Below are 24,246 nucleotides of genomic sequence, written 5' to 3'. Positions count from 1 at the left end.
CGGCCGAGCCACTCGCCGAGGCGTCGTTTTAGGTCGGCGGATTTGTGTGTGCGCCTGCTGCTCTATGTGGGCGGCGAGTCGAGGTAGACATAAAGAGCCGCGATCTTGCCGTCCCGTACGATAATGAAATCTACACCGGTGTACTGGGGCGCTTCACCTTTCGGTCCCGAGCCCCACGCCAGCCGTCCCGAATTGTGCAGGACCTGGGGCGCGCCATGATGTTCATAAACATAGTGGGGATGCGTCGCTCGGAGATCGCCGGCGAACTTGTCCAGTGCGTCGTGACCGGCGAAAATACCGGGCGGCACGTACAGCACACAATCTTCGGTGTAGAGTTCGGCAATTGCCGCCCTTCGGCGCGCCGGGTCGCCTTCACCGAAAACTTCCGGAAGATTGCGGTTGAGCAACGTCTCGATTCCACTCGCGTCTGAGCCTACAGACGGCGGGGCGCTCTTTTCACTGGCATGCTGGTTCATCACAGGCCTCCTTGTTTGCGCGCCTTACGCGGCCGTGGCCGCCTCGAGCGCGGGATAATCGGTGTAGCCCTGTGCGGCGCCGCCAAAGAAGCTGGCGCGATCCGCTTCGTTGAGCGGCGCACCGGTCTTCACCCGTGTGACAAAATCCGGATTGGCGAGGATCAGCTGGCCGTAGGCTTCCAGGTCAGCCAATCCCGAAGCCACGTCGGCGCCGACCCGGTCGCGCGGACGGCCGGGCCGGTTCACGATCAGCGGTTGCTTCCACAGCGCGCGGATGTCGCCCACCAGTTTCTCGTCGCCGGCATGCAAGACGTGCAGATAGGCAAGACCGAGCTTGTCAAGTTCGGCGACCAGATAGCGGTAGAGCGCCGGGCCTTCCGCGCCCTCATCGATGCCCCCCGTGGGGGTGCCGGGCGACAGGCGGATGGCGGTCCTGTCCGCGCCGATTTCCGCGGCCACCGCGGTGGCGACCTCGATGGCGAAGCGGGCGCGGTTCGCGATCGAGCCGCCAAATTCATCGGTGCGCGTGTTGGCGTTCGGGGCGAAGAACTGCTGGACCAGATAGCCGTTGGCGCCGTGAATCTCGACGCCGTCGGCGCCGGCTTCAATGGCGCTGCGCGCCGCGTGGCGGAAGTCGCCGACGGTCCGGCGCACTTCCTCGGTCGTCAGCGCGCGCGGCGCGGGCATGTCTTGCATCCCCGTCGCGGTGAACATCTGCCCGCTCGGGGCAATCGCGGAGGGCGCCACGGCCTGGCGATGATGCGGCGTATTGTCGGGATGCGACATCCGCCCGGCGTGCATGAGCTGGATGAAGATACGGCCGCCCTTGTCGTGCACGGCGGCGGACACCTTGTTCCAACCTGCGACATGCGCCGGGCTGTAGATTCCTGGCGTCGCGAGGTAACCCTGGCCGTCATCGGAAGGTTGGGTGCCTTCGGTGACGATCAGGCCGACGCCGGCGCGTTGGGAATAATATTCGGCAGCCAGTTCTCCCGGCGTGCCATCTAACTTCGCGCGGCTGCGGGTCATCGGGGCCATGACCAGACGGTTTGGCAGCGTATAGCGTCCGACACGGACGGGCGTAAATGATTGCTTCATGGTTTTCCCTCGACAGCGCTTGATGACGCATGAGGAACAACTAGGGATCGCACCGCAATCCGATAACCCGGCTTATTCAGATGGGACCCATCGGCATGTCAGATACGACGTCGGCGGATTCACCCTGCCATCCCAGCCGTCAGACGAAGGCGCTCAGGCCCGTGATCGACTTGCCGACGATCAGCGTGTTCATCTCTCTTGTGCCCTCATAGGAGTAGATCGCTTCGGCATCGGCCACGAACCGTCCGATGTGGTTCTCGAGCAGGATGCCGTTGCCGCCGAGCAACTCGCGTGCATAGCCGACGGTCTCCCGGCACTTAACTGTGCAGAACGCCTTGGCGAGCGACGCATGCTCGTCCTTCATCACGCCTTCGTCTTGAAGTTGGGCGAGACGCAGCATCATTGCCTGAGTCGAGGTGACGTTGCCGAGCATGCGCACCAGCAGATCCTGCACGAGCTGGAATCCGCCGATCGGCCTGCCGAACTGCTTCCGCTCCGTCGCATAGCGCAGCGCATGCTCGTAGGCGCCCATCTGGCAGCCTACGGCGAACCACGCCACGCCGGTACGGGTCATTCTCAGCACCTTCGCGGTGTCCTTGAACGAGTTGGCGTTCTGCAAGCGGTCGGCCTCGGGAACGCGGCAGTCGCTCAGGGTGATCAATCCGTTCTGCACGACCCGCAATGCCATCTTGGTCTTGATCTTCTCGACCGAGAAACCGGGATTGTCCTTGCCCACCACAAAGCCCTTGACCTGGTTCGAGCCTTCCTCGCGTGCCCAGATCACGTTGATGTCGGCAAAGGTGGCATTGCCGATCCATTTCTTCTGGCCGTTGAGGATCCAGCTATCGCCCTCGCGACGACAGGTCGTCGTCATTCCACCCGATGTCGCCGACCCCACCAGCGGCTCGGTCAAACCGAACGAACCGATCTTGTCGAAACGCATCATCGACGGCAGCCAGCGCTGCTTCTGCTGCTCGTCGCCGCACAGATAGATCGATCCGGCTGAAAGGCCGGTGTGCACGCCCCAGAATGTTGCAACCGACGCATCGATGCGCGCCAGCTCCATCGAAACAAGACCGTTCATCAGCCAACTGCCGCCGGCGGCGCCGTATCCCTGGTAGCCTACCCCACCGATACCAACTTCGGCCATCTTCGGGACAATCTCGAAGGGAAATGCATCGCGGTTCCAATAATCCTCGATCACCGGCGCGACCACGCCTTCCGTGAACGCGCGAACACGTTTGAGCAGCGCCCGCTCGCTGTCGTTCATGACGGTGGCGATCCTGTAGAAGTCGCCATCGATTGGCGGTGGAGCGTAGTCGGTTTTCCCGATTGCCTGCTGGGTTACCATCGGTTCCTCGCTGCGCTGGGTGGTGCGGTCGTGTCCGTCATGATTTCCCTGTCGGATGCTGCGCCTGGGCATCGCGGCGTCCTCCGATTGCCGACATCAGACTTCCGACCCTGCCAGCCAATCGGGAAAGCGGAGATGGATCGATTTGCTTGCTCACGTCGGCCAGAAATGTCTCGATCAGAGCAGCGGTTTCGGCCGGCCGCGTCACGAAGAACAGGTGCCCGTCATCGATCATCCGAAGCTCGGCGTTCGGGATCAGGCCCGCCAGAATGTGGCCATTGACCGGAGGGACCAGCGGATCGTCGCGGCCCATCAGCACGAGCGTCGGCTGCGGCAGCGACCACAGCCACGGCAGGCTGGTCCAGCCGCTCATCGCGAGAAGCTGGTACAGGTAGCCCAGGCTGCGCGCACCACGCATCGCGGCTGCATGCCGGCCAATCAAGGATGGATCGTCGCGAAAGGCTCCCCCATAGATGTCCGCCGCAACCTTGTTCATGTAGAGCTTGTCGGTGTAGCGGCGCGGCGTCGCCATTTTCCACAATACCGAGGGGCTTGCCGGCACCATCGTGAAACCGGGCGCGGTCGCGGCAAGCACCAGCCGCCGGCACAGCTTTGGATATTGATGCGCGAACTGCTGCGCGATTCCACCGCCCCAAGACACGCCGGCGACGTCAATTTCTGTGTAGCCAAGCTCCGCAACGAGGCCGGCGGCAAGCCGAGCCAGTGTCGACGGGCGATACGGCAAGAACGGCCTGGGTGAACCGCCGACACCAGGCACGTCAAAGACGATTGCCGTCGTGCTCGTGAGTGCTTCAAGGAACGGCTTCGCTAGCTCCCAGTTGGCGCCGATGCCGTTGAACAGCAACAGCGGCGGCCCGCTGCCGCTGCTGTGCCTGATGGCGACCTGGAGCAACTGCCCGTCGACCGTGATTTGCCGCGCTTCGATCTCCGGCGCCGCGACTCCGTTTCTTCCGGCGGGATCGTTAGTCAAAGACGTAAGTCCCCGGAGCAGCAGCAAGGACGGGATGGCGGTCGCTTCCCAATGACGCAGCCACCGCAACCTCTTCGCCCGATCGTGCATGCAGCCAATCGCGCCAGTCGAGCCACCAGCTTCCCTTGCGCTTCTCGGCCGTGGTCACGAATGCGTCCGGGCCGGATGGATGGACCGTCCCGATCATGAAGGAGGCTTTCGGATTGGTCGGTGGGTTGATGAGGCTCTGGAGGTGGCCGCTGTTCGAAAGCACGAAGGTCGTCCCCTCACCCATGATCTGTGCGGTCTTGTGCACGCCCTTCCAAGGCGTGATGTGGTCGGTCATGCCGGCGACCACGTAACTGTCGACCGTGGTTTTGCTCATGTCGATCGGCTTACTGTTCAACGTGAGCTTTGTGGCGTTGACGAACGGGTTGGTGAAATAGAGATCGAGGTAATCGCCGTGCAGACCGGCTGGAAGCCGGGTCGTGTCGGCATTCCAGTACAGGATATCGAACGCCGGTGGCTGGTTGCCGAGCAGGTAGTTGTTGACCCAGTAATTCCAGATCAGGTCGTTCGGCCTCATCCACGCGAACATTCGCGCCAGTTCGTGGCCGTCGACCATGCCGCGCAGCCGCGAGGTTTCCTTGGCCGCGCGCATCGTCTCCGGCGTCATCAGGCAGCCGAACGCGCTCTCGTCGGCGGTGTTCGGATCGAGCAGGCAGACCGCGAGCACCATGTTTCTGATCTTCTGTTGCTCGGCACTTCCAAGTGTCGCGAAATAAGCCGTCGAAGTGATGCCCCCGGAACAGGATCCCATCATCGATATATCGTCGCTGCCGGTCACCTCCCGGGCGGCGTCGACAGCTTCATCAAGCGCTGCGACATAGGTATCGAGTCCCCATTCCCGATGCGCCGCTGTGGGATTGCGCCAGCTCACACAGAATACCTGAATGCCGCTGTCGAGCAGGAAGCGCACCATGCTCTTGTCGGGCGACAAATCCAACGCGTAATATTTGTTGATCTGCGGCGGGGTGATGACCAACGGCCGCTTTCGCACATTCGGTGTCGTCGGCGAATACTGTATCAACTCCAGCAATTCGTTGCGGAACACCACCGCGCCCGGCGTGGTCGCAAGATTCTCTCCGACCTTGAACGCGCTTTGATCGACCATCGACGGCATGCCGCCGTTCTTGGTGAGGTCATCGAAGTAGTTCTTCAATCCCAGCCAGACGCTGCGGCCGCCGCTATCCACGAATTTGCGCATCGCCGCCGGGTTGGTCAGCATCGCATTGGTCGGAGCCACGGCATCGATCAGGATTTCGGTGACCAGATGCGCCCGCGTCTTGTCGATGTCGCTCAGGCTGGTCTTGTCGACAAAGCCGCTGACTGCATCGCCCCAGGCAAGATAGGCCTTGAGCATCCCGCCGTGCAGCGCACTCTCCTTCCAGGTGGCATCGGAGAAGCGCCTGTCGCCTGACTCCGGCGCACGCTCGGACTTGCCGGCGACGATCGAGCCGAGTTCGCCCAGAAAGGAGAGCCATTGCTCGGCGGCGACCTTCGGCTCATTGACGATCGCCTTGAACAGGACGCCGGCGCTGTCGACGAGATCCTGTCCCCGAATGCCGACAAGTGGATTGAGCGCCAGCGTATTTCGGGATGCCTCTTCGGGGATCCCCTCCATTGGAGGCTCGCTATTATCCGTGCTCATTGCCGCGCTCCCGCCGCTGGAAGCAGAAGCGCCAGCGTCTCGGCCACCAAAGCCGGCTTCTCCGATCCTTCCACTTCCAGCGTGTTCTGGGTCCTCATGATCACCTGCCCGCCTTCTCTCGGCTCGAGCCCGGCGAGAACAACGCGCAGCCTGACGCGCGCTCCGGTCGGGACCGGAGCCAGAAAGCGAACCTTGTCGATTCCGTAATTCAGTCCGGCGGCGGCATCGGTCGGGATGACGCCGATCTGCATCGCCAGCGGCGCCACCATCGCCAGCGTCAGATAGCCATGCGCGATCGGACCGCGGAACGGACTTTCACGCTTCGACCTCTCGACGTCGACATGAATCCATTGGTGATCGCCGGTGCACGACGCAAACGTGTCAATGCGCGGCTGGTCGATCGTGACCCAATCGGACATGCCGAGCTCCTGTCCGACCCGTTCGTTCAATCCGGCAAGGGTGAGGTTGCCCATCTCTTCCTCCTTGATTTTCTCGCGGTCGCGTTCGAACGGCTACATGTCGCCGTATCGTTCGCGCAGCTCTTTCTTGTTGATCTTGCCGACGCTGGTCTTTGGGATGCTGTCGATGAACAGAATCTTCTGCGGAATGCCGTATTTCGAGATGATGCCCTGGTCGGCGAACACCTTGAGATGGTCCTTGATGGCGGCATCGCTGACGCTATTCATATCGGACGACCGCTTGACCACGAGCGCGCACGGCCGCTCACCCCATTTCTCGTCCTTGACGCCGATGACGGCCGCCTCTGCAACGCCGGCGCATTGCGTGATCAGGTCCTCGATCTGCAATGACGAGACCCATTCGCCGCCGGTCTTGATCACGTCCTTGATGCGATCGGTGATGTGCACCGAGCCGTTGGCGTCAACCACGGCGATATCGCTGGTGTGCAGGTAACCCCCGGCCCAGAGTTGCTCCGAGCCCTCGGGATTGTTGAAATAACCCTGGGTGAGCCAGGGCGCCCGCAGCACGATCTCGCCGGCGGACTTGCCGTCATGCGGCACGCTCTTCATGTCGGTATCCACAATGCGCAGATCCACCAACGGCCCGGCGATACCGGCCCTGGCGCGAAACTCGACCTCTCCGTCCGGATCACCGGTCAGGTCCTTTGATCGGACGTGGGACACCGCGGCAAGCGGACCGGTCTCCGACATCCCGTAGCCCGCGAAGATGTCGATGCCCGCAGCAAGCGCCCGCTTTGCCAGCGCCTTCGGCAGGGCCGAACCGCCAATCACCATCTTGAGACGCGTCAAATCGACATTTTCCGCAGCCGCCGCGTCGAGCAGCATCTGCAGGATCGTCGGTACGCCGTGGGTGAAGGTGACGCCCTCATTCTTGATCAGCTTGACCAGCATCGCCGGCTCGTAGCGCCCGGGATAGACCTGCTTGACCCCGGCGAGTGTCGCCGACCAGGGGAATCCCCAGGCATGGACGTGAAACATCGGCGTAATCGGCATGTAAACGTCGTCGCGGGAGAAGCGGCCCTGCGTGCCCGCCATACCGAACAGGGCCAAGCCGCAGATCGAGTGCAGCACGAGTTGCCGGTGGCTGTAATAGACCCCCTTCGGCAGTCCGGTCGTTCCGGTGGTGTAGAAGGTGGTCGCTTGGGTGTTCTCGTCGAAATCGGGAAAGTCGTAGTCAGGTGCAGCCGCAGCAAGCAGGCTTTCATATTCACCGATGAACGATAGACTGCCGGTCTGCGGCGCAGGTCGGTCCGACATCACGATCAGCCGCTTGACCTTCGGCAACTGGGCCTTCAGTCCCTCGAGCAATCCGACGAACTCATCATTGACGAGAAGCGTCGAGGCGCCCGCGTGGTCGATGGTGTAGGCGATCTGTTCGGGTGACAGACGGACATTCACTGTCTGTAACACCGCACCCATCATCGGGATCGCGAAAAATGCTTCGAGAAAGCGGTGACTGTCCCAGTCGAGGACACCTACGGTGTCACCCGGCACGACACCCGCTTTGCTCAGGGCTGAGGCGAGGCGACCAATCCGCTCCTTGATCTGGAGATAGGTGAAGCGTTTCAAATCGCGGTAGACGACCTCCTGATCCGGTGCCTGCACGCGCGGCGTGTGCCACAGCTGCTTGAAAATCAACGGATACTGATAAGCCGATTTGGTGGTCTGAATCAGCCTTCCCACCATGGCAGCCTCCCTTGTCTTCCTCCGACCGTTTCGGCGTCCGCCATTCTGAGCGAGCGGATCGTCTGGTCACCGGTCCAGCTTTCTGCCGAACGTACCTCACGGCACCAGCCCGCGCCTCGCGCGCAGCTTGGTGCTTGTGAAGGTCTGAAACGACGACAAGCGGATCCTAGCCGGACAGGTTGCCGGTCATCAGTTGCGAGGTCTTGGACAAAACTGCTGCATTTTTCCGCCAGAATGGCGAGGCGACAATGCAGTTGCCTAATCGACGCACGAATTCGATGGGGGTGTTGGCCCTTTGGTATAAGAACCACATAAAAAGGATTGGGGACGGTGGTGCCCGGTTCGCCTATCCATTTTACCCACCTTCATCCGCCGGACGCCTGCAGACCAGCCAATCGCTGGGCAGTCTCTGTCTCTCTTCTCACGCTAAAGAGACGGATCGGCTCCTTGCAACCGCGCAGAACGTGGAAACCTTCGTCGACAAAAGCTTTCACAAGTTCCAGACTACCCTCTGCTGACAGCGCCTCCACGAATTCACCGGTAACCAGCACCGAGGCATCGAGAGTTCGGCAATAAGCTTCAACGCGGCTGGCGATATTCACGGTGTCCCCGACCAAGGTGAGTTCGAGCCGTTTTTCGCCGCCGACATTTCCTTGCACGACCTCGCCATAATGAATGCCAACGGCGATGCGGACGACACTCTCGTTGCAACGGGTGCGCTGGTGGTTCCAGCATTCGATCGATTTCACGATTTCCAGGGCACACATAGCCGCGTTTGTGGCATCTCGCGGGCTCGTCAGGGGCGGGCCAAAAAATGCCATCAACCCGTCCCCCAGATATTTGTCGACCGATCCTTGATTGGAGAAAACCGCCTCGCTCAGGAAGTGAAGCAGATCGCGCAGCACGCTGATGACAACGCCTGGAGGCTGTCCCGACGAATACGCGGTAAAGCCTATCATGTCGGCAAACAAAACCGTGGCGGGTTGGCGGCGCGCGAAGGAAAATGGGGTATGAATGTCGACGAGTTGGTCGACAATTTTTGGCGAGAAGAAGCGAGCGAGGTTTGCTCGCTCCCGCTCAACTTCCTTGACGCGCTGGTTTGCCGAAACGTTCCGGAGCACCAGGATGGTGGCAATCAGAATCGAAATCAGGCTCACCGCAAACCGCAACGGGGCGGCTCCATCCACCACAACTCCGTGCATGATCACGTAGCTCATGACCGTAAGAAATGCGCAGGTGACGCCCGTGATCACTATGCCACGGCGATGAAGGTCGTGAGCGGCAATCAAGACAACGATCACGTAAAGGGATGCTACCGCAAAATGGAGAGACGTCAGCGTGTCGATGAGAAAAATGCCGGCTGCAATCGCGGCCGCCGCAGGAAGGGAACGGAGCTCGGCAAGATAACGCAGTATGGAGTCTGGTGTTATCCAATGCGGCCCAGGCACCTCTCAACCTGCCACTGCGACGATCGGCTTGATCTTCGTCGGTGCTTTGTCGGCATTCTTCGACCAAGACCGATAGTACGCCAGCGCGGTCATCATCAAGATACCGACGATGCTGACCACGATCTGCATCCAGACCGCGCCGGAAACCTCGACCAGCACGAAATGTGCGGCAAAGGACAGGAATATGCCGGCGCAAAACACCTCGAGCGACTGCTGGCCGCACTTGATGGCGGGACGAAAGATCCGCCACTCCAGCCCCGCCCAATCGCGTGGCAGCAGGCGAACGACAAAGAACGCGAATACGACAAAGTGCAGCAAGCGATAGGGCGCGAGGTTGGTTTTGTCGTTCAGATTGAAGGCGCCGTAGATCTCCGGCGGGATCAGTGACCGCAGTTCGTCAAACCGGGCCGCCATCGTCATTATCAGGGCGAACAGGAGATAGGCGATGCCGAGCACCAACGCGGTACGCGATCGAATGAATGGCATCGCCTGAGCCGATCCACCAAGGGCAAACCAGGCTCCGAACGTGAACAGAAATTGCCATGCGAACGGATTGAAATACCAGTCGCCGACCGGATAGGCCGGAAGGTTCCAGCCGAAGTGCCTGGCCATCACATAGAGCAGCGCCGAAGCCGCCAGGGTCATATTGGGTCGACGCAGCATCAGCCACAGGATCGGCGGGAAAACGCCCATCAGCACGATGTAAAGCGGCAGCACATCCATGTTCACCGGCTTGAAGCGAAGTATCAGCCCCTCAAACAGGAACTGCGCCGGATTGGCTAGGAAGCCCCGTATGTTGAATTCATCGGTGAAACCAGAATTGCCATACCTCTGCGCGAGATATCCGATTTCGGCGAGGTAGAGCACGAAGAGGAAGACGTGGGCGACGTAGATCTGCCAGACACGCTTCAGTAGCCTCGACGCGCCGATGATAAACCCGCGTTCAAGCATCATCCGCGCAAAGACAAAGGCGACGGTGTAGCCGGAAATGAAGATGAAGAGATCCGCCGCATCGCTGAAGCCGTAGTTCCGCGTTGTCACCCAGTTCACGACGTTATTGGGGATATGGTCCAGGAAGATTCCCCAATTTGCCACCCCGCGGAACAGGTCAAGCCGGAGATCTCGACCCTTCACCGGGAGCGTGGCGTGTATCTTCATCGTTGGTGCACCGATGTTGTACCATGCGGCATCTCTTCCGCCGACTGCCCGCCTGTGCAGCGCACCAGCCGCTTACGGCGTCTGGAGCCTGCCACTCGCACGTCAACGTGCTTGCTTTGAGCATGGCGGCCCGATAACGGCCCGTATTGTACAATTGTGCCCATTCCCGATCGGGCTTTCATTCAGCCCCCAGAAAATGCCAGTCTGTCTGTCCGTAAGTCACGGCGCGCGACGCACCTTCGCCGATCCGTTGGCTCGAACCAACAGCACGCCTCACCCAATCCCTGCAGCTCATTGGGACTACGGACTCTTGCCACGTGAAAGGATCGAACCGCCCTTACCTTCTTGCGCCTGGCGCGCACCGGCGGCGGATTTGCGACGGTCGGCCGAACATCAGGCTGTTGCCTGGCCATCGATTCGGCCAGGGACACAACACTGGTCTGACCGGTCATTTCATCAGGCAGATATCCGGCCGACTCCTGGGCCAGCGCCACCTCAATGGAGGATGACGAGAATGTCGGCTGGTTGGTATCCAGGACGACCTTTTCCGGCCACTTACGCTCGGATCTGATCCGGATAACCGCCCTTTCGATGATCTCCGGCCGATCAGAAAGGTTCGGCGGAGGCTCCGGCAAGGACCAGCCGGCTACCAGCAGAAGAACCATAAGCGCGCTTCCGACAACCACAAAATATCTGGCTATGGGCACAGCCGATAGCTCCCGCGAGTTGAGCAATCGCGGCCGCCCATGGCAGCGATGCTTGACCACACTCATGCTGCCCAGCAAATCGATAGGGGGTGCCACGCCGCCGCATCGCGCCTTCACTGGGGAAGACGACGCCTCGGCTAGAGAAAATTCTCCTTCACCATCTCCCAGACATCGCCTCCCCGGCCATGCAAAATGGCGCGAGTCGAATAGAGCGCCATTCCGATCGCCGGCTCTACCTGCGTGAACGGCGGCATGACGAGTTGCATCGGGTTGACGTGCACGTGCAGGAGCGCGGGCCCCGGTTGCGCCAGCCAATCCTTGACCGCGGTCTCCAGTTGGTTCGCATTTGAAACCGTCTGGCCCCAGAGACCCAGCGCTCGTGCCACCCCGGCAAAGTTCGGATTCTTCAACTTCGTGAAGGTATCGAGCATCCCCTCGGCCTTTTGCTCGATCTCCACAAAGCCGAGCTTGCCGTTGTCATAGACCGCAATCTTGATCGGCAGCTCCTGTGTGACGACGGTCATCAGGTCGCCGAGCAGCATCGAAATTCCGCCATCGCCTGCCATGCACACGACCTGGCGACCGGGTTCCGCCTTTTGCAGTCCGATGGACCCCGGCATGCCGTTGGCCATCGTGCCATGAAGCAGACTGGCGAAAATGCGGCGTTGACCGTTCGCGTCGATATGGCGATAGGCCCAGGCGGCCGGGGTGCCGTCGTCGGCCGTGAATAGCGCATCCTTTGCCGCGTGGCGGTTGATCACCTGTGTCAGATAGCTCCCGGGAATGCTGCCATCGTGGCCGGCAGCGATTTTGGCCAGTTGCGACTCCCGATACTTCGCGTAGCGCTGGACGTATGCCGTTCGGAACGAGGCGTCGGCACGCTCGACCAGCAGCGGCAGCAACGCCGCCATCGTCGCCTTCACATCGCCGACAACGCCCTTCGTGACCGGGTGGCGCCGCCCGAGATGGGTCGGGTCGATATCGACCTGCACGATCTTTGCCTTGTCGGGATAAAACTGCCGCCAGGCAAAGTCCGCACCAAGCATCAACAACGCATCGCAGTCGAGCAAGGCATGGTAGCCGGCCTCGTTGCCGAGCATCCCGGTCATTCCGATGTTGTAGGGATTGTCATGCTCTAGGAAATCCTTCGCCCGCGACGTATGCGCGATCGGCGCCTTCAGTTTGTCGGCAACCGCTAGAATCTCCTGATGTGCGCCCTGGCAGCCCGATCCGCCGTACAGCACGACATTTTCGCTTTTGTTGAGAATTTCCGCGATCTCGGCGAGATCGGCATCGTTCGGGCGCGTGACGGGCCTGGCGACATGGACCGTGTAAGGGATGCGGTCGTCCACGACGGAGGCGGAGACATCCGCCGGCACGATCAGAACGGCAACACCGCGTTTCGCCAGCGCCGTCTGGCAGGCGATCACGGTCTTGCGTCGCGCCTGCTCCGGCGTGTGGATCATGTCGCAGAAGACGCTGCAGTCCCGGTAGACCTGCTTGAAGTCGACCTCCTGGATGAAATCGAAGCCCAATTCATCGCGAATGATCTGGCTTGCAGTCAGAATGACGGGCGCCCGATTGCGATTGGCCTCATATAGCCCGTTGATGAAATGCAGGCTTCCGGGGCCGCAACTCCCGGCAACGGCCGTCAGGCGATCCGCAACCAGCGCCTCCGCCTGGGCGGCGAACGCGCCGGCTTCTTCGTGTCGCATCGACACCCACTCGATTTCGCTTTTTTCGAGTGAGCCGGCGATCCGATTGAGCGTATCGCCCACCACGCCGTAACAATGCTTGACGCCCGCATTTTGCAGGGTTTCGACAATGATATCCGCAACCAGCCTGCCCATTGCGCTAAATCCCTGCTGTGACCGCTTGACACAGCGTGCACCCGATCGCGCACCTGGGGCTTGTATCGGAATGCGAGGACTTGAACCCGCCTGCGCTGGCAGCGCGATGTCTGCTTCAGCCGGATTGGAGCTGGTTGAGCACCTGCAGGGCGCGCGCGTGATCGGGAGATAATATCCCGGCCGGCATTCGATCGACGGCCGCGCCGAGATGCTTGCAAGCTTCCGGCACGCGATCCTGTTTCAGCAACAGCTCCGCAAGGTCCGTCGCGGCTTTCAATTCAAACAGAGCGGCGGACTGCCGTTTCGCCCAGTCGATTGCCGACAGAAAGCTCGTTTCTGCTTCGGGATAGTCCTCGTGCGATCTGGATGCCAGGACGACGCCTTTCACTCTCATCAGAGCCGGCACGAACAGAAATTTTCCCCCACGTTTTTGCACGTCGAGGGCATTCGCCACCAGCGTCAAGGCCTCCTCGTGAAGGCCGGAAGCAGCAAGACCCGCACCGAGATCGCTGACAAAATCCATATTGAGCATTTCATGACGTTGAGCCTCGAGCTCTTCCGACGCCCTCTTCAGCAACGGAACGCCGTCGCGAACATTGTCTTGAAGCAGAAGCCACCGGCCTCGCAACCCGGTTGCGATGGCCTGGAGCGGCTTGAGGGCGTGAGCTGCGGAGAGATCGCTCAGTTGCGCGATGTATTGCTCTGCCCTCGGCCAATCCTCGAGCGCCAGATAGACAGGGAGAATCAGGATCAGGGCTCGGCACAATGTCGCCGGATAGCCGGATTTTTCCCCTTCCTCTATCGCGAGCCTCGCGTAGTGCAGCGATTGGTCGAGTACCCCCCGGTACAACAGCGAGCGCGCCATGCCGGCAAGCGAGAGGGTGGTGTGGTGAAACAGGTAGTGTCCGGCGCGCAGGCGCGCGCCCGGCGCCGAGTGGCGCAGGCACGCTTCGAAATGCCCCTGTGCTGCGAGATGATTTCCCGCCAGATGATTGGCGGCGCCCAACATCGTCTCGGCGAACGCCATGTCGTCGCGATCTCGTATTTTCAAGGCCACCCGTTGGCTTCGCGCGGCGATATCGAGCGCGCGGTGAATGTCGGTGGTCCAGCTCGAATACAGGAACAGTCCGCTCAGCAGCCTGAACTCCTGGGCAAGGTCCGAAGCGGAAGCCGCCATCTCGTGGCTGGAGTTCCTCTCGCGACCTTCCAGCCGGGCTATGGCCTGTTCGGCCCAGCCCTGCCATTCGGTCAGTAGCGACAGTTCCATAAAAGGCTGCGTTGAAGCGACCGCAAGTTTGGTCGCGATCTCGTCGTTGCCGTGCGATCCAAAGCTCCATTCCAGCGCCGACCTGATATTGCCGAGCTGCCGGGAATAGGCTGAAACCCTTTCAGCCCGTGGCAAGGCCGACAGCATTTCTTTTTGCGATTCGAGCTGTTGGGTGACGTATTCCACATGCCGCAGGAAGATCGAGTCGAACTCGCCATGCTCCTCCAGTTTTTCAAGCGCATAAGCCCGCGTCGTGTCCAGCAACCGATACTGCGCCTGCGTTTCGTCGATCCGGGTTGCAATCAACGACTTCTCGACCAGGCCGGCGATTGCGTCAAAAATTTCTCCGGCGCCCACGTCGAGTTCACCGGCGATGCATCTCGCGCCCTCGAGGGTGAATTGACCGACGAAAGGAGCAATGCGTCGAAGAACAATCCTCTCTGCGTTGGACAGCAGATCATAGCTCCAATCCAGTGTCGCCTTGAGCGTCCGGTGCCTGGGAACTGCCGTCCGGTGGCTTAGCTTCAGCAATTCCAGCCGGGACACCAGGCGGGCTACCGTGTTCTTGATGCCGAGTATGGCGACCTGGCCCGCCGCCAACTCGATCGCCAGCGGCATGCCGTCCAGCTTTCGGCACATTTCCGCGACGAACGGCGCTTCCTCGTCGGTGAGAACGACGCCTCCCGCCCTCGCCGCCACCCGCCGCACAAACAATTGCACGGCCGGATATCGAAGCACGGTATGTGCCGTCTGCGCAGACCCGTCCGGTGGAACATCGAGCGGGAGAACCCGGCAGCAATGCTCACCCTCGACTTTCAGCAATTCGCGACTCGTGGTCAGAAGATGGATCTGCTCGGCTTCCTGGTAAAGTTGTTCGGCCACCAGAGCGACCGCCTCGATCACGTGTTCACAACTGTCGAGAATGATCAGAAGCTTCTGCGAGCGAACGAGGTCGACCAGCTCCAGGCCGGGATCTTTCGATTTGAGCGCAAGTCCGAGAGATGTCGCGACGGCCCCCGCCACATGCCGCGGATCGGTAAGGCTCTCCAGGTCGACAAAATGCACCTTGCCGCCAAACTCTTCGGCAACGGCGCGGCCAACGGCCAGCGCAATGGTCGTCTTGCCAATGCCGCCGGGGCCGAGCAGCGTTACGAACCGCGCTTCTCGCAGCTTGTCGCTGACCTCGCTGACGGCCATTTCGCGCCCGATCATCGTGATCGGTCGCAGCGGAAGCCTACCGTGTTGCCGGAGCCTCGCGTTTCCGCTTTCCGTGCCGCCGGCGCCGGAGACGACGTTGCCGACGAACGAGTAGCCCCGCCCCTTGACGTTTGCGATGTAGCGGTTGCCAAATTGGCCGTCGCCAAGTGCCTTGCGGATCGCGGCGACGTGGACCCGGATGCTGCCGTCCTCGACCGTTACGTCCGGCCAGACGTGATCGATCAATTCCTGCTTTGCGATCACCTCACCCGGACGTCCGGCGAGGTAGATCAGAATGTCGAGGGCCCTGCTGCCAAGCGGCAACACCTCGCCCTCGCGCCGCAGCACCCTTTCCTTGCTCGAAAGCTCAAAGGGGCCAAATTGCAGATTTCCTTGAGGATCGTCGTCAACCATGACTCTTGGCCTGGACCTGGCTTGCTTGTCCGGGTGTTCAACTATCCGCGCAAAACCTAAGCGTGTGTTCCTGATAGACATGAGCTTGCTTCGGCTCTCCGGTCAGTTTTGCCCCCTGATGTCCGGCGCTTCCTTCTCGCTACCAGAGATCGTACACTTTCGTCACCCGGGGTACCCCCCGAATGGGGGACGAGCTCACGGCGATAAGGGGAGCCCTTGATCCAGCCGCGATCGAGCAATCTTGCTACCGGAACGGCCGCCTCGCCCGCCAGGGGACAGCTGCCATTCCTCGCGACCAAGATTTTGCCGGCGCGATTCGGCGGGCTGGTCGCACGTCCCCGACTCGCTGCGATCCTGTCCGAACTCCCGGCCAAACGGCTTGCCGTCATCAAGGCGCCGGCAGGCTTCGGCAAGACTTCGCTGGCGGCGGCTTGCGCCGAGAAGCTCGAGCAGGACGGCAACTGTGTTGGATGGCTGACCATCGATTCGGACGACGACGAAGCCACGCGGTTTCTGTGTTACGTATCCCAGGCCCTGCACCATGCCTGTCCGGACGTCGGCGCCGGCGCAATTGGGCTGATCCTGGAGAACAACCTGATCGACCCGACAGCGATCCTGTCGAGCCTGATCAACGATCTGGCCGAGATTGAGGATGATATTTATCTGTTTCTCGAAGACTATCACTGGCTCAGCGCGGCTCGCATCCATCAAACGGTCGCGTATTTTCTGAAGCACGCGCCGTCTCACTGTCATGTCGTGCTTACGACCCGTACCGAACCTCCCCTGCCGCTCGCGACCCTGCGAGCCCAGAATCAGCTAATCGAGATTGATTCCGCAAGCCTGCGATTCGACATGCAGGAGACGCAGACGTTTCTGGACCACGCCAAGCCTGGCGCTCTGGAGCTCCCCGACGTCCAACTCTTGCAACGCAAGACTGAAGGGTGGCCCGCCGCCCTGCGAATTGTTGCGTCGATGCCCTCACAGTTCGGACTGGCCTTCAAGGAGTACGTGCAAAGTCTCTCGGGTTCGCAGCGCCCGATCGCAGCCTATTTGTCGGAGATGCTGGATACGCTTCCCGTCGAAATGGTCGACTTCATGTTGCGAACGGCGATTCTTGATCGGCTCTCCGGTCCGCTATGCGAGGCCGTAACGGGTTCGAGTTCGAGCCGCACAATTTTGGCATCGCTCGCCGAGCGCCAGATGTTGCTCACCCCGCTCGACAATGACGGGGTATGGTTTCGCTATCACACCCTGCTCGCGGACTATCTGAAACGGAGGCTGGAGGCGGACCGCGGCATTGAGGTTCCGGAGCTGCACGGACGTGCCGCTGTTTGGTATGCCTCCCACGAATTATGGACCGAGGCGGTCCAGCACGCGATTGCGGCCGGCGCTTCCGACCGTGCGATCAGCTGGATCAACAATTGCGCGATGGCTCTGATAAAAAGAGGCGATCTCTTCACCTTGCTCGAATGGCAGCGCCAATTTCCCGACGAACTGATGCGGGGTCAGCCCGAGGTCAGGCTGGCGATCGCCTGGGGATTGGCGCTTGCGCTACGTTTTGACGAGGCCCTGCAGCTCGCAACTGAAATAGAGAACGATATCACGGCTACCCAGCTGCCGGAGAGCGACTTGCTGTGCGAATGCCAGGCGATCCGCTCCGTTGCCATCGCGCTGAAGGACGACAGCGAGCGGGCCTTGCCTCTGGCCCAGGATTGCGTGAATCGCTCGTCCGATCCCTGGACTGCGAATGTCGCCTCGAACGTCGTTCGCTTCGGCCACCTGCAGGCCGGTGACCTCAAGCAGTTCTACGCGACACCCTGGATGCCCTATTCACCGGAGGAAGACCGGAGAAACGTATTTGCATCGGTATATCGGCGCTGCCTTCAAGGGGTCGCAGAGCTCCGGCAGATGCGCCTCGCCGCGGCGGAGGGGCATTACCGCGAGGGGTTGCGCATTGCCGAGCAGTATGTCGGCCCGCACTCGGTGGCCGCGGCTTTGCCTACCAGCCTGCTTGCGCGGATCTTCTACGAGCAGGGCCAGCTCGACGAGGCGGAAGCGCTGGTGATCGATCGCGCGTCGCTGATCAATTCCGGGACGATGCTCGACTGCGTTCGCAGCGCCTATTTCGTGATGGCGAGAGCCGCGGCTGCCCGGATCAACCTCGAGCGTGCCCACACACTGCTGGAGCGGGCCGAAAACCATGGCATCTCGCGGGATTGGGGACGGCTGACGGCCGCGGCAACGGCAGAACGAGTACGGCTTTACCTCAACGAAGGCCGCGTCGATGAAGCCGCCGCATGCGTCGACCGGCTGGAGCGGCTGACGCAACAGTACCCTGCGCCCAGACTCTGTGCCTGGTCGGAAATTCAATGGGACCACAAACTGGCCCACGCTCATTTGTTGGGGCAACGGGAGCGGCCTGAAGAGGCGATGTCAATCCTGCGGGAGCTGCAGCGTGAAACCGAGGCCGCACATCATCGCTACTTCCTGATCCGGGTCGAGATGCGACTCTCTGCCCTTCAGCTCCGGCTCGGCAAGGCTACGGAGGCAACCAGTCGATTTCGCCGTGTTCTTGCTGCATGCGCCGACGGCGGTCTCTATCAGATCATTCTGGACGAGGCTCCGATCACTTCCGAACTCGTGCAGATGGTCCAGCAGAGCGGCAGTCTTGGCGCGCATTTAGCGTCTTATGTCGATCGGCTCGCGTCCGATTCGCAAAGAGCACGGCAGGATCGCCTGGCACCCACCGTCAGGGTCCAGGCGCTGCACGCATTGAGTCCCCGCGAGACCGACATCCTGACGCTGATCGCGGGAGGATTGTCCAACAAGGAAATCGCCCGCAGTCTTTATATCGGGCCTGAAACCGTGAAGTCGCACCTCAAGAGCGTTTTCACCAAGCTGGGTGTTGAGAAGCGCGCGCAAGCGGTATCACGCGCGCAGACCCTGGGCCTTGTCACGACGCAGTGAGGCGTCGCGCCGGAACGCTCGTCTGTTCGAGGATTTGCCTCGCCCAGACAAGATCGGGTGTCGTTAGGCCTTCAACAAATCGACCGTAAATGGGGCCAATGAGATCATGGGCCTTTCGGATTTGACCTCGGTCATTCCAGAGTCGCGCGAGTTCCAGCCCTGCCCGCAACTCGAACGAAAGCGCCGACTGCCGCCCCGCCAGCGCCACCGCCTCCTCGAAACACTCCTGAGCCGGGCCAATCTGCCGGGCTTCTCCGCGCACGAACGTCATGCCCTTTGCCAAGAAGAGGGCAGGAAGGTGAAGGGGTCTCTTCAAGCCGATCTGCGTTGCGATCGAACCGTCGATCAGGTCCAATGCTTCCGCGCGCCGGTTTTGCTTAGCCAGACTAACCGCCAGTTCGGCGACAAAGTCTGTTACTTGCATTTCGTACCGCAGAGTCCGCAGCTTCTCCAAACTATTCCGCAGATGACATATGCCATCCATTGTCTGACCGGCGCGCACCAAATACCGCCCCCTGAGTCCCATGGCGACCGCGCGAAATGGCTCCAGCGAATATTTCTCCGCGATGAGCTCGAGCTCGGCAAGGTCCCGCTCGACCCTACCCAGATGACCGATCCAGAAGTAGAGCGGCATCGTCTGAATAAAGGCCCGACACAGCGCGATCGGATGGTTCGATCGGCCGGCTTCCTCGATGGTTCTTTCAGCATAAACGCCGGCCCGGTCGAGATTGCCGGCAAACCAATGCGATCGGGTCAGGTTGAACAACGATGTGGAACGCAGATCGAACAGATACTGTGTTGCGTTGAACCGTCGGGACGGCGGCGCCCCGTGCAGGGCCCGCTCGAGGTGTTTTGGCGCGCGGACGTGGTCGGCGAGCATGTAATACGCGGCTCCCAGCATCGCGTCCGCAACCGCGGCATCTTCGGGATTTCCCGTCGTCTTCGCGACAGCCTCGGCGCGCAGCGCAACTTCGAGACTACCAGCCGCGTCCATCGTCCGGTGAAGGTACATCGACAGCCCGCTGAGGAGACATAATTGCTGATGGGTATCCTCAAGCCGCCCTGCGAGCGTCAACGCCGTATTGAAGGCCTCGCGAACCCTCTCGCTATTCCCTTCGGTGAACATCAGCGACAACGCGAGCGAAGCATGGATTTCCATCTGATCCCGCGGATCACAGTCCGCAGCCATCCGATCGATCGCCCGCTGCATCCAGCCCCGACACTCCACAAAAAGCGATTTGGCCAGAAACAACTGCGAGGCCGCCGCAGCCATTTTTATGGCCGCACTGTCGTTTCCAGAAGGACCAAAGCCCCATTCGAGTGCGGCACGGATATTTCCAAGATAGTCTCGCGCGGCATTGTCTGCGGCTTCCGTGGACTCCAGATCAAGGAGATTGACCGGCTTACCCGCCAGCATTCGAATCAAGAAACTCGCGTGCCGCCCGGCGATGGAATCCTGCTCGCCGCTGGCCTCCAACTTCTCCAACGCGTAAGCACGCGTCGTATCAAGCAACCGGTAGCACGGCCCTCGCGGGCCGGTCCAAACCCCGACCAGTGATTTATCGACCAGATTTTTTATCGCACCCGCGATCTCGGACTCGTCGATCCCGGCCTCCTCCGTCACGGCGAATGCCGCCTCAAGCGTAAATTGCCCGACGAAAATTGCGACACGTCGCAACAGGACCCGTTCGATCTCCGAAAGATAGTCGTGGCTCCAGTCCAGCGTTGCGATCAGCGTTTGGTGCCGTGGATTTGCGGTCCGCCGGCCGAACTTCAGGAGATCGAGGCGCGAACCCAGTCTTGCCACCGTATTCCCGACGCCGAAGATAGCGGCCCTTCCGGCGGCGAGTTCGATGGCGAGCGCAATGCCGTCGAGCTTGCGGCAGATCTCGGCAACCATGGCAGCTTCGTCGTCACGAAGCGAAAACTCGCCACGACGGGCGCTGACGCGCTCGGCGAACAACCGCACGGCCGGATAGGCAATCGCCTCCGACGCCGTCAGCCCCGGCCGATCCGGCGGACAATCCAGCGGACAAAGACGAAGTACGTGTTCGCCAGGGACGTGCAATGCCTCCCTGCTGGTCGCAAGTATGTAGACGTCGGGGGCATTTTGAAAAATAAAGCCGACGATCTCCGCGGTTTTCCCGATGAGATGCTCGCAACTATCGAGAATGACAAGCGCCTTGCGAGGGCGCAGAAAATTACGCAGCGCCTCTTTTGGATCAGCCAACTGCGGGCCGAGCCCGACTGCCGAAGCAATCGCCTCGCTGAGATGCTCCTGGTCGTTTACGGTTGAAAGATCGACAAAGAATGCCGCGCCGGAGAAGTCGGCCAACGCCCCGTGTCCGACGGACAGGGCAACCGTTGTCTTGCCGATGCCGCCAGCGCCCAGAATTGTAATCAGGCGCTGGCCCGTCTTCAGCAAACCCTGAATCTCATGGATAACATTGCCGCGACCGACCATGCGGCCCAGTGCAGGCGGCAGGCTGGACATTCCCGCAGATGCATTTGCCCTGTCGTGGCCCGTGGGAAGGCGGGCGATCGGCGCGATGAAACTGTAGCCCTGGCCCTGTATGCTCGCAATGTACTTGTTACCGAACTGACCGTCGCCCAATGCCTTGCGCAGCGCCGACAGATGGACGCGAAGACTGCCTTCCTCGACCGTTACGTCAGGCCATGCCCGAGCAATCAGCTCGGCCTTCCCGACAACCTCACCGGCGTTTTCGAGAAGCGCAATCAGGATGTCGTAAGCCCTGCCACCAAGTGGAACGACCTGGTTCGCTTTCCTGAGGGAACGCTCGGCGACATTGAGTTCGAACGGGCCAAAACCCAGCCGGATCGCGCCGGGTGAGCCAACTTGCTGAATCGAGCCCATTTGTTGAATCGACATGAGTTATTCCGCCAGGATCCTCGACTACTCGGTCGTTCGCCGTTCGTCGTCGGTCCTGTGCAAATATACTCCCAGCCAATCCAGTGTTAGCCGAAACCTCCCCCAGCAACAAGCGGCTCAGTGTAACGAGTTGATGATGCTGTCGGACCGGTATGAGCCGTTCAACACCTGCCTGGCCAACCGCAGATCGGAGGTCTCAAGGCCTTCCCAGAATTTCGCGTGCGTGGCTTGCAGGGTCCGCCACGCGGTCTCCTTTCGCCCGAGCGACGTCTCGGCAATGGCAAGGCTGGTCGCGGCCCTGAGCGCCCACGACAAGCTCCCTTGTCTGTCCGATAGTTCAAGCGCGCTGATAAAATATTGCCTGCCAGCCGCAAGTCCCTCGCCATTGCCAAGGGCCAGTTCGCCCCTGATCCGATGCAGCTCCGGAGCGTACCATTGGGTCTCGTCAAGGTTGATCTTCGCTCGCTCGAAAACGGCCAGTGCTTGCCGGTGGCGACCGGCGACGGCCATGCATCTTGCGAGCTCTGCCTGCAGGATCCAGTTGAAGACCCCATATCGCGCGGCTGACAACTTCTCCAAACCGCGATAGAGCGTCGCCGAAGCTGCATCGCTGCCGTCCCGCCTGACCCTGCAGAGCGCCTGCACGCTGAGGCCGACGCCCTGATAGCTTTCCACGGCGTATTTTGCGGCGTGGTCGACAAGCTCGTTGGCAAGCGCTTCAGTTTCGGAATCGTCTGGACTTGTCAGGTATGCGTTGAAGCTTGCCCAGGCGAGCGCCACGCAGAGCGGTACCGCGTGATCCAGTTGGCGCGCCTCGGCGATCGACGTCTGGTTAAAGCGCTTCGCCTGATCGGGAGAGCCCCGGAGCCAGGCCAGGTTGCCCAGTACAGCCAGGGCGTCGACCTTCCGATCGTAGCCGAACCGCTTGATGAGCGATTGCCGGGACGCTTCGTCATCGCGGTGCAGCGCCATTTCAAAATGAGCTTCGGCCTGCAATATTCGCCCGCTGTGATGGTATGTGACGCCGCGCATGTAATTGGCCATCGCAATCGCGCCGCGATTGCCGCTCTCGTCAGCGACATCGCCGCATCGATCAGCCAGCTCTGTCGCTTCGGCATAGCTTGGAATCCGTATCTGGTGAGCCCAGAGGACAAGCAGGGAATCGAGCTGGCATTCGGTGTCGTTGAGGCACTCGGCAAGGAAACGCGTTTTCGCCCAGCTTGCATACGATTCTTCGGTCATGCCATCCGTGAACATCATGCAGCTGGCGAGTGCGGACTGAATGATCATTTCCTGCCGTGAGCCGGCACTCGCCTCATCGATCCGGCCGATGGCTTTCGTCATCCACTCCCGGCATTCGGTAAGCAGGGCCATTGCCATCCAGATGCTTGCCGAAGCGGCGGCAAGTTCAACGCCAATTTTCGCCTCGCCTGCGGCCGAGAAAGCCCAGTTCAGGGCCGCTCTGAGATTGTCGACCTCGTCTCCAGACGCCTTGAGCCTTTCATGCTCATCCGTCGAAGCGACTTGCTTGAACAAGTCGCAGAAGTAAAGGGCGTGACGCCGGCGACAGTGGTTCTCTTCATCGCTGTTGGCAAGTCGTCGTGAAGCAAAGGCAAGGGTAGTGTCCAGCAGACGCAGCCTCCCCTCCTGCCCCCGAACGGCGATCATCGATTTCGAACGAAGCTCCCAGAGGCAATCCGAGACATTGGCTTCATCTATCGTCTCGTCGGCGGCAACCGCGACAGCCGCTTCGAACGTGAATCCGCCGGCAAAAACGCTGAGCCGGCCCAGCACGCGCTTCTCCGCCTCACCAAGCAGGTCATAGCTCCACTCGAGCGCCGCGTTCAGGGTTTGATGCCTCGGCAGGGCCGTTCTACGCCCCACCCATGACAGGTTCAGCCGGTCGTCGAGCAAGCTTGCGGTCTTGCTAAGGCCAAATATGTCGACCCGGCCGGCGGCGAGTTCGATGGCCAATGGAATTCCATCGAGCCGCCGACAGATTCCCGCGGCAATCGAGGCATCCATATCGGCCAGCTCGAAATCACCTCGCACCGCCCGCACGCGGTCGACCAGCAGTTGAACGGCGGGATATTGCAGGGCCTCCCGTGCCAACAGATTGTTGTCTTCGGGGGGGCATGCCAGCGCGCTGAGTTCATGGACATGTTCCCCCTCGACACGCATCGCCTCGCGGCTGGTCGCGAGCAAATGCAGCGTTGGAACACGGCGAATCAATTCCTCTGCGACCGCAGACGCGCCGTCGATGAGGTGTTCGCAGCAGTCGAAAATAATGAGCGTCGGCTTTTCCTGCAAACGATCGATCAAGGCCGGTACGACATTGCTTGTTTGGACCGATACACCGAGCGCTGTGGCCACCGCGGGCGCGACCAGTGAGGCGGCGCCGAGAGCACCCAGGTCGACGAAATGAATATGGCCGTCGAAACTGGCGCCCATCTCGTGGGCCACCGCCACCGCTACCGTGGTCTTGCCGATGCCGCCGGGCCCGACGATCGTCACAAACCTCTGCTCGGCGAGCTTCATCTGGATCGCGGCCTGGGCATCCCTTCGTCCGAGCATCCG

At 61.0% G+C, this 24,246-nt stretch carries 15 protein-coding genes; 1 reads left to right on the top strand and 14 read right to left on the bottom strand.

Features of this window, described 5'->3' with window-relative positions:
• Positions 1-62 precede the first annotated feature (62 nt).
• The 12 genes from V1283_RS00925 to V1283_RS00870 form a co-directional block, all read right to left on the bottom strand.
• Positions 63-476, bottom strand: a complete 414-nt coding sequence (locus tag V1283_RS00925; RefSeq protein WP_334384581.1) for a nuclear transport factor 2 family protein — start codon at positions 474-476, stop codon at positions 63-65.
• 24 nt (positions 477-500) lie between these two features.
• Positions 501-1,574 (bottom strand): alkene reductase, encoded by a 1,074-nt coding sequence (locus V1283_RS00920; RefSeq protein ID WP_334384580.1) that lies wholly within the window; start codon positions 1,572-1,574, stop codon positions 501-503.
• Between the two features lie 139 nt (positions 1,575-1,713).
• Positions 1,714-2,997, bottom strand: a complete 1,284-nt coding sequence (locus V1283_RS00915; protein WP_334384579.1) for an acyl-CoA dehydrogenase family protein — start codon at positions 2,995-2,997, stop codon at positions 1,714-1,716.
• A complete protein-coding gene (phaZ, locus tag V1283_RS00910) occupies positions 2,963-3,916 on the bottom strand; it encodes a poly(3-hydroxyalkanoate) depolymerase (RefSeq protein WP_334384578.1) in 954 nt (317 codons plus the stop codon). Before phaZ ends, V1283_RS00915 begins: the two co-directional genes overlap by 35 nt.
• Entirely contained in the window at positions 3,909-5,606 is a 1,698-nt protein-coding gene (locus V1283_RS00905; protein ID WP_334384577.1) for an alpha/beta fold hydrolase, read from the bottom strand. The genes phaZ and V1283_RS00905 overlap by 8 nt, the downstream gene beginning before the upstream one ends.
• A complete protein-coding gene (locus V1283_RS00900) occupies positions 5,603-6,079 on the bottom strand; it encodes a MaoC family dehydratase (RefSeq protein WP_334384576.1) in 477 nt (158 codons plus the stop codon). Before V1283_RS00900 ends, V1283_RS00905 begins: the two co-directional genes overlap by 4 nt.
• A gap of 39 nt (positions 6,080-6,118) precedes the next feature.
• Entirely contained in the window at positions 6,119-7,771 is a 1,653-nt protein-coding gene (locus V1283_RS00895) for a fatty acid--CoA ligase (protein ID WP_334384575.1), read from the bottom strand.
• Between the two features lie 365 nt (positions 7,772-8,136).
• On the bottom strand, positions 8,137-9,219 hold the full coding sequence (locus V1283_RS00890) for an adenylate/guanylate cyclase domain-containing protein (RefSeq protein ID WP_334384574.1): 1,083 nt from the start codon (positions 9,217-9,219) through the stop codon (positions 8,137-8,139).
• 3 nt (positions 9,220-9,222) lie between these two features.
• Entirely contained in the window at positions 9,223-10,377 is a 1,155-nt protein-coding gene (locus V1283_RS00885; RefSeq protein ID WP_334384573.1) for an OpgC domain-containing protein, read from the bottom strand.
• An 844-nt stretch (positions 10,378-11,221) separates the two neighbouring features.
• Positions 11,222-12,934: a thiamine pyrophosphate-dependent enzyme gene (locus tag V1283_RS00880; protein ID WP_334384572.1), complete on the bottom strand. Its 1,713-nt coding sequence runs from the start codon at positions 12,932-12,934 to the stop codon at positions 11,222-11,224.
• A 115-nt stretch (positions 12,935-13,049) separates the two neighbouring features.
• The gene (locus V1283_RS00875; protein WP_334384571.1) at positions 13,050-15,812 is read right to left on the bottom strand and encodes an ATP-binding protein; all 2,763 of its coding nucleotides are present in this window, start codon (positions 15,810-15,812) and stop codon (positions 13,050-13,052) included.
• 195 nt (positions 15,813-16,007) lie between these two features.
• Positions 16,008-16,547, bottom strand: a complete 540-nt coding sequence (locus V1283_RS00870; RefSeq protein WP_334384570.1) for a hypothetical protein — start codon at positions 16,545-16,547, stop codon at positions 16,008-16,010.
• A gap of 441 nt (positions 16,548-16,988) precedes the next feature.
• On the opposite strand from V1283_RS00870, the gene V1283_RS00865 reads away from it, so the two are divergent.
• Positions 16,989-18,779 (top strand): LuxR C-terminal-related transcriptional regulator, encoded by a 1,791-nt coding sequence (locus tag V1283_RS00865; protein WP_334384569.1) that lies wholly within the window; start codon positions 16,989-16,991, stop codon positions 18,777-18,779.
• On the opposite strand, the gene V1283_RS00860 is transcribed toward V1283_RS00865, so the two are convergent.
• Together V1283_RS00860 and V1283_RS00855 are read right to left on the bottom strand one after the other, a co-directional pair.
• The gene (locus V1283_RS00860; RefSeq protein ID WP_334384568.1) at positions 18,766-21,669 is read right to left on the bottom strand and encodes an ATP-binding protein; all 2,904 of its coding nucleotides are present in this window, start codon (positions 21,667-21,669) and stop codon (positions 18,766-18,768) included. The genes V1283_RS00865 and V1283_RS00860 overlap by 14 nt on opposite strands.
• A 117-nt stretch (positions 21,670-21,786) precedes the next feature.
• Positions 21,787-24,207, bottom strand: coding sequence for an ATP-binding protein (locus V1283_RS00855; protein WP_334384567.1), 2,421 nt, complete (start codon positions 24,205-24,207; stop codon positions 21,787-21,789).
• Between the last annotated feature and the right edge of the window lie 39 nt (positions 24,208-24,246).

The organism is Bradyrhizobium sp. AZCC 2262 (assembly GCF_036924535.1).
Lineage (GTDB): Bacteria > Pseudomonadota > Alphaproteobacteria > Rhizobiales > Xanthobacteraceae > Bradyrhizobium.
Note: the sequence above shows the minus strand (reverse complement) of the source record. Positions and strands in the feature narration are given on the sequence as shown.

Bases quoted from the DNA above. Each gene is read 5' to 3' on its own strand.
- V1283_RS00925 (WP_334384581.1), bottom strand. From the start codon at position 476: ATGAACCAGCATGCCAGTGAAAAGAGCGCCCCGCCGTCTGTAGGCTCA.
- V1283_RS00920 (WP_334384580.1), bottom strand. From the start codon at position 1,574: ATGAAGCAATCATTTACGCCCGTCCGTGTCGGACGCTATACGCTGCCA.
- V1283_RS00915 (WP_334384579.1), bottom strand. From the start codon at position 2,997: ATGCCCAGGCGCAGCATCCGACAGGGAAATCATGACGGACACGACCGC.
- V1283_RS00905 (WP_334384577.1), bottom strand. From the start codon at position 5,606: ATGAGCACGGATAATAGCGAGCCTCCAATGGAGGGGATCCCCGAAGAG.
- V1283_RS00900 (WP_334384576.1), bottom strand. From the start codon at position 6,079: ATGGGCAACCTCACCCTTGCCGGATTGAACGAACGGGTCGGACAGGAG.
- V1283_RS00895 (WP_334384575.1), bottom strand. From the start codon at position 7,771: ATGGTGGGAAGGCTGATTCAGACCACCAAATCGGCTTATCAGTATCCG.
- V1283_RS00885 (WP_334384573.1), bottom strand. From the start codon at position 10,377: ATGAAGATACACGCCACGCTCCCGGTGAAGGGTCGAGATCTCCGGCTT.
- V1283_RS00880 (WP_334384572.1), bottom strand. From the start codon at position 12,934: ATGGGCAGGCTGGTTGCGGATATCATTGTCGAAACCCTGCAAAATGCG.
- V1283_RS00875 (WP_334384571.1), bottom strand. From the start codon at position 15,812: ATGGTTGACGACGATCCTCAAGGAAATCTGCAATTTGGCCCCTTTGAG.
- V1283_RS00860 (WP_334384568.1), bottom strand. From the start codon at position 21,669: ATGTCGATTCAACAAATGGGCTCGATTCAGCAAGTTGGCTCACCCGGC.
- V1283_RS00855 (WP_334384567.1), bottom strand. From the start codon at position 24,207: ATGAAGCTCGCCGAGCAGAGGTTTGTGACGATCGTCGGGCCCGGCGGC.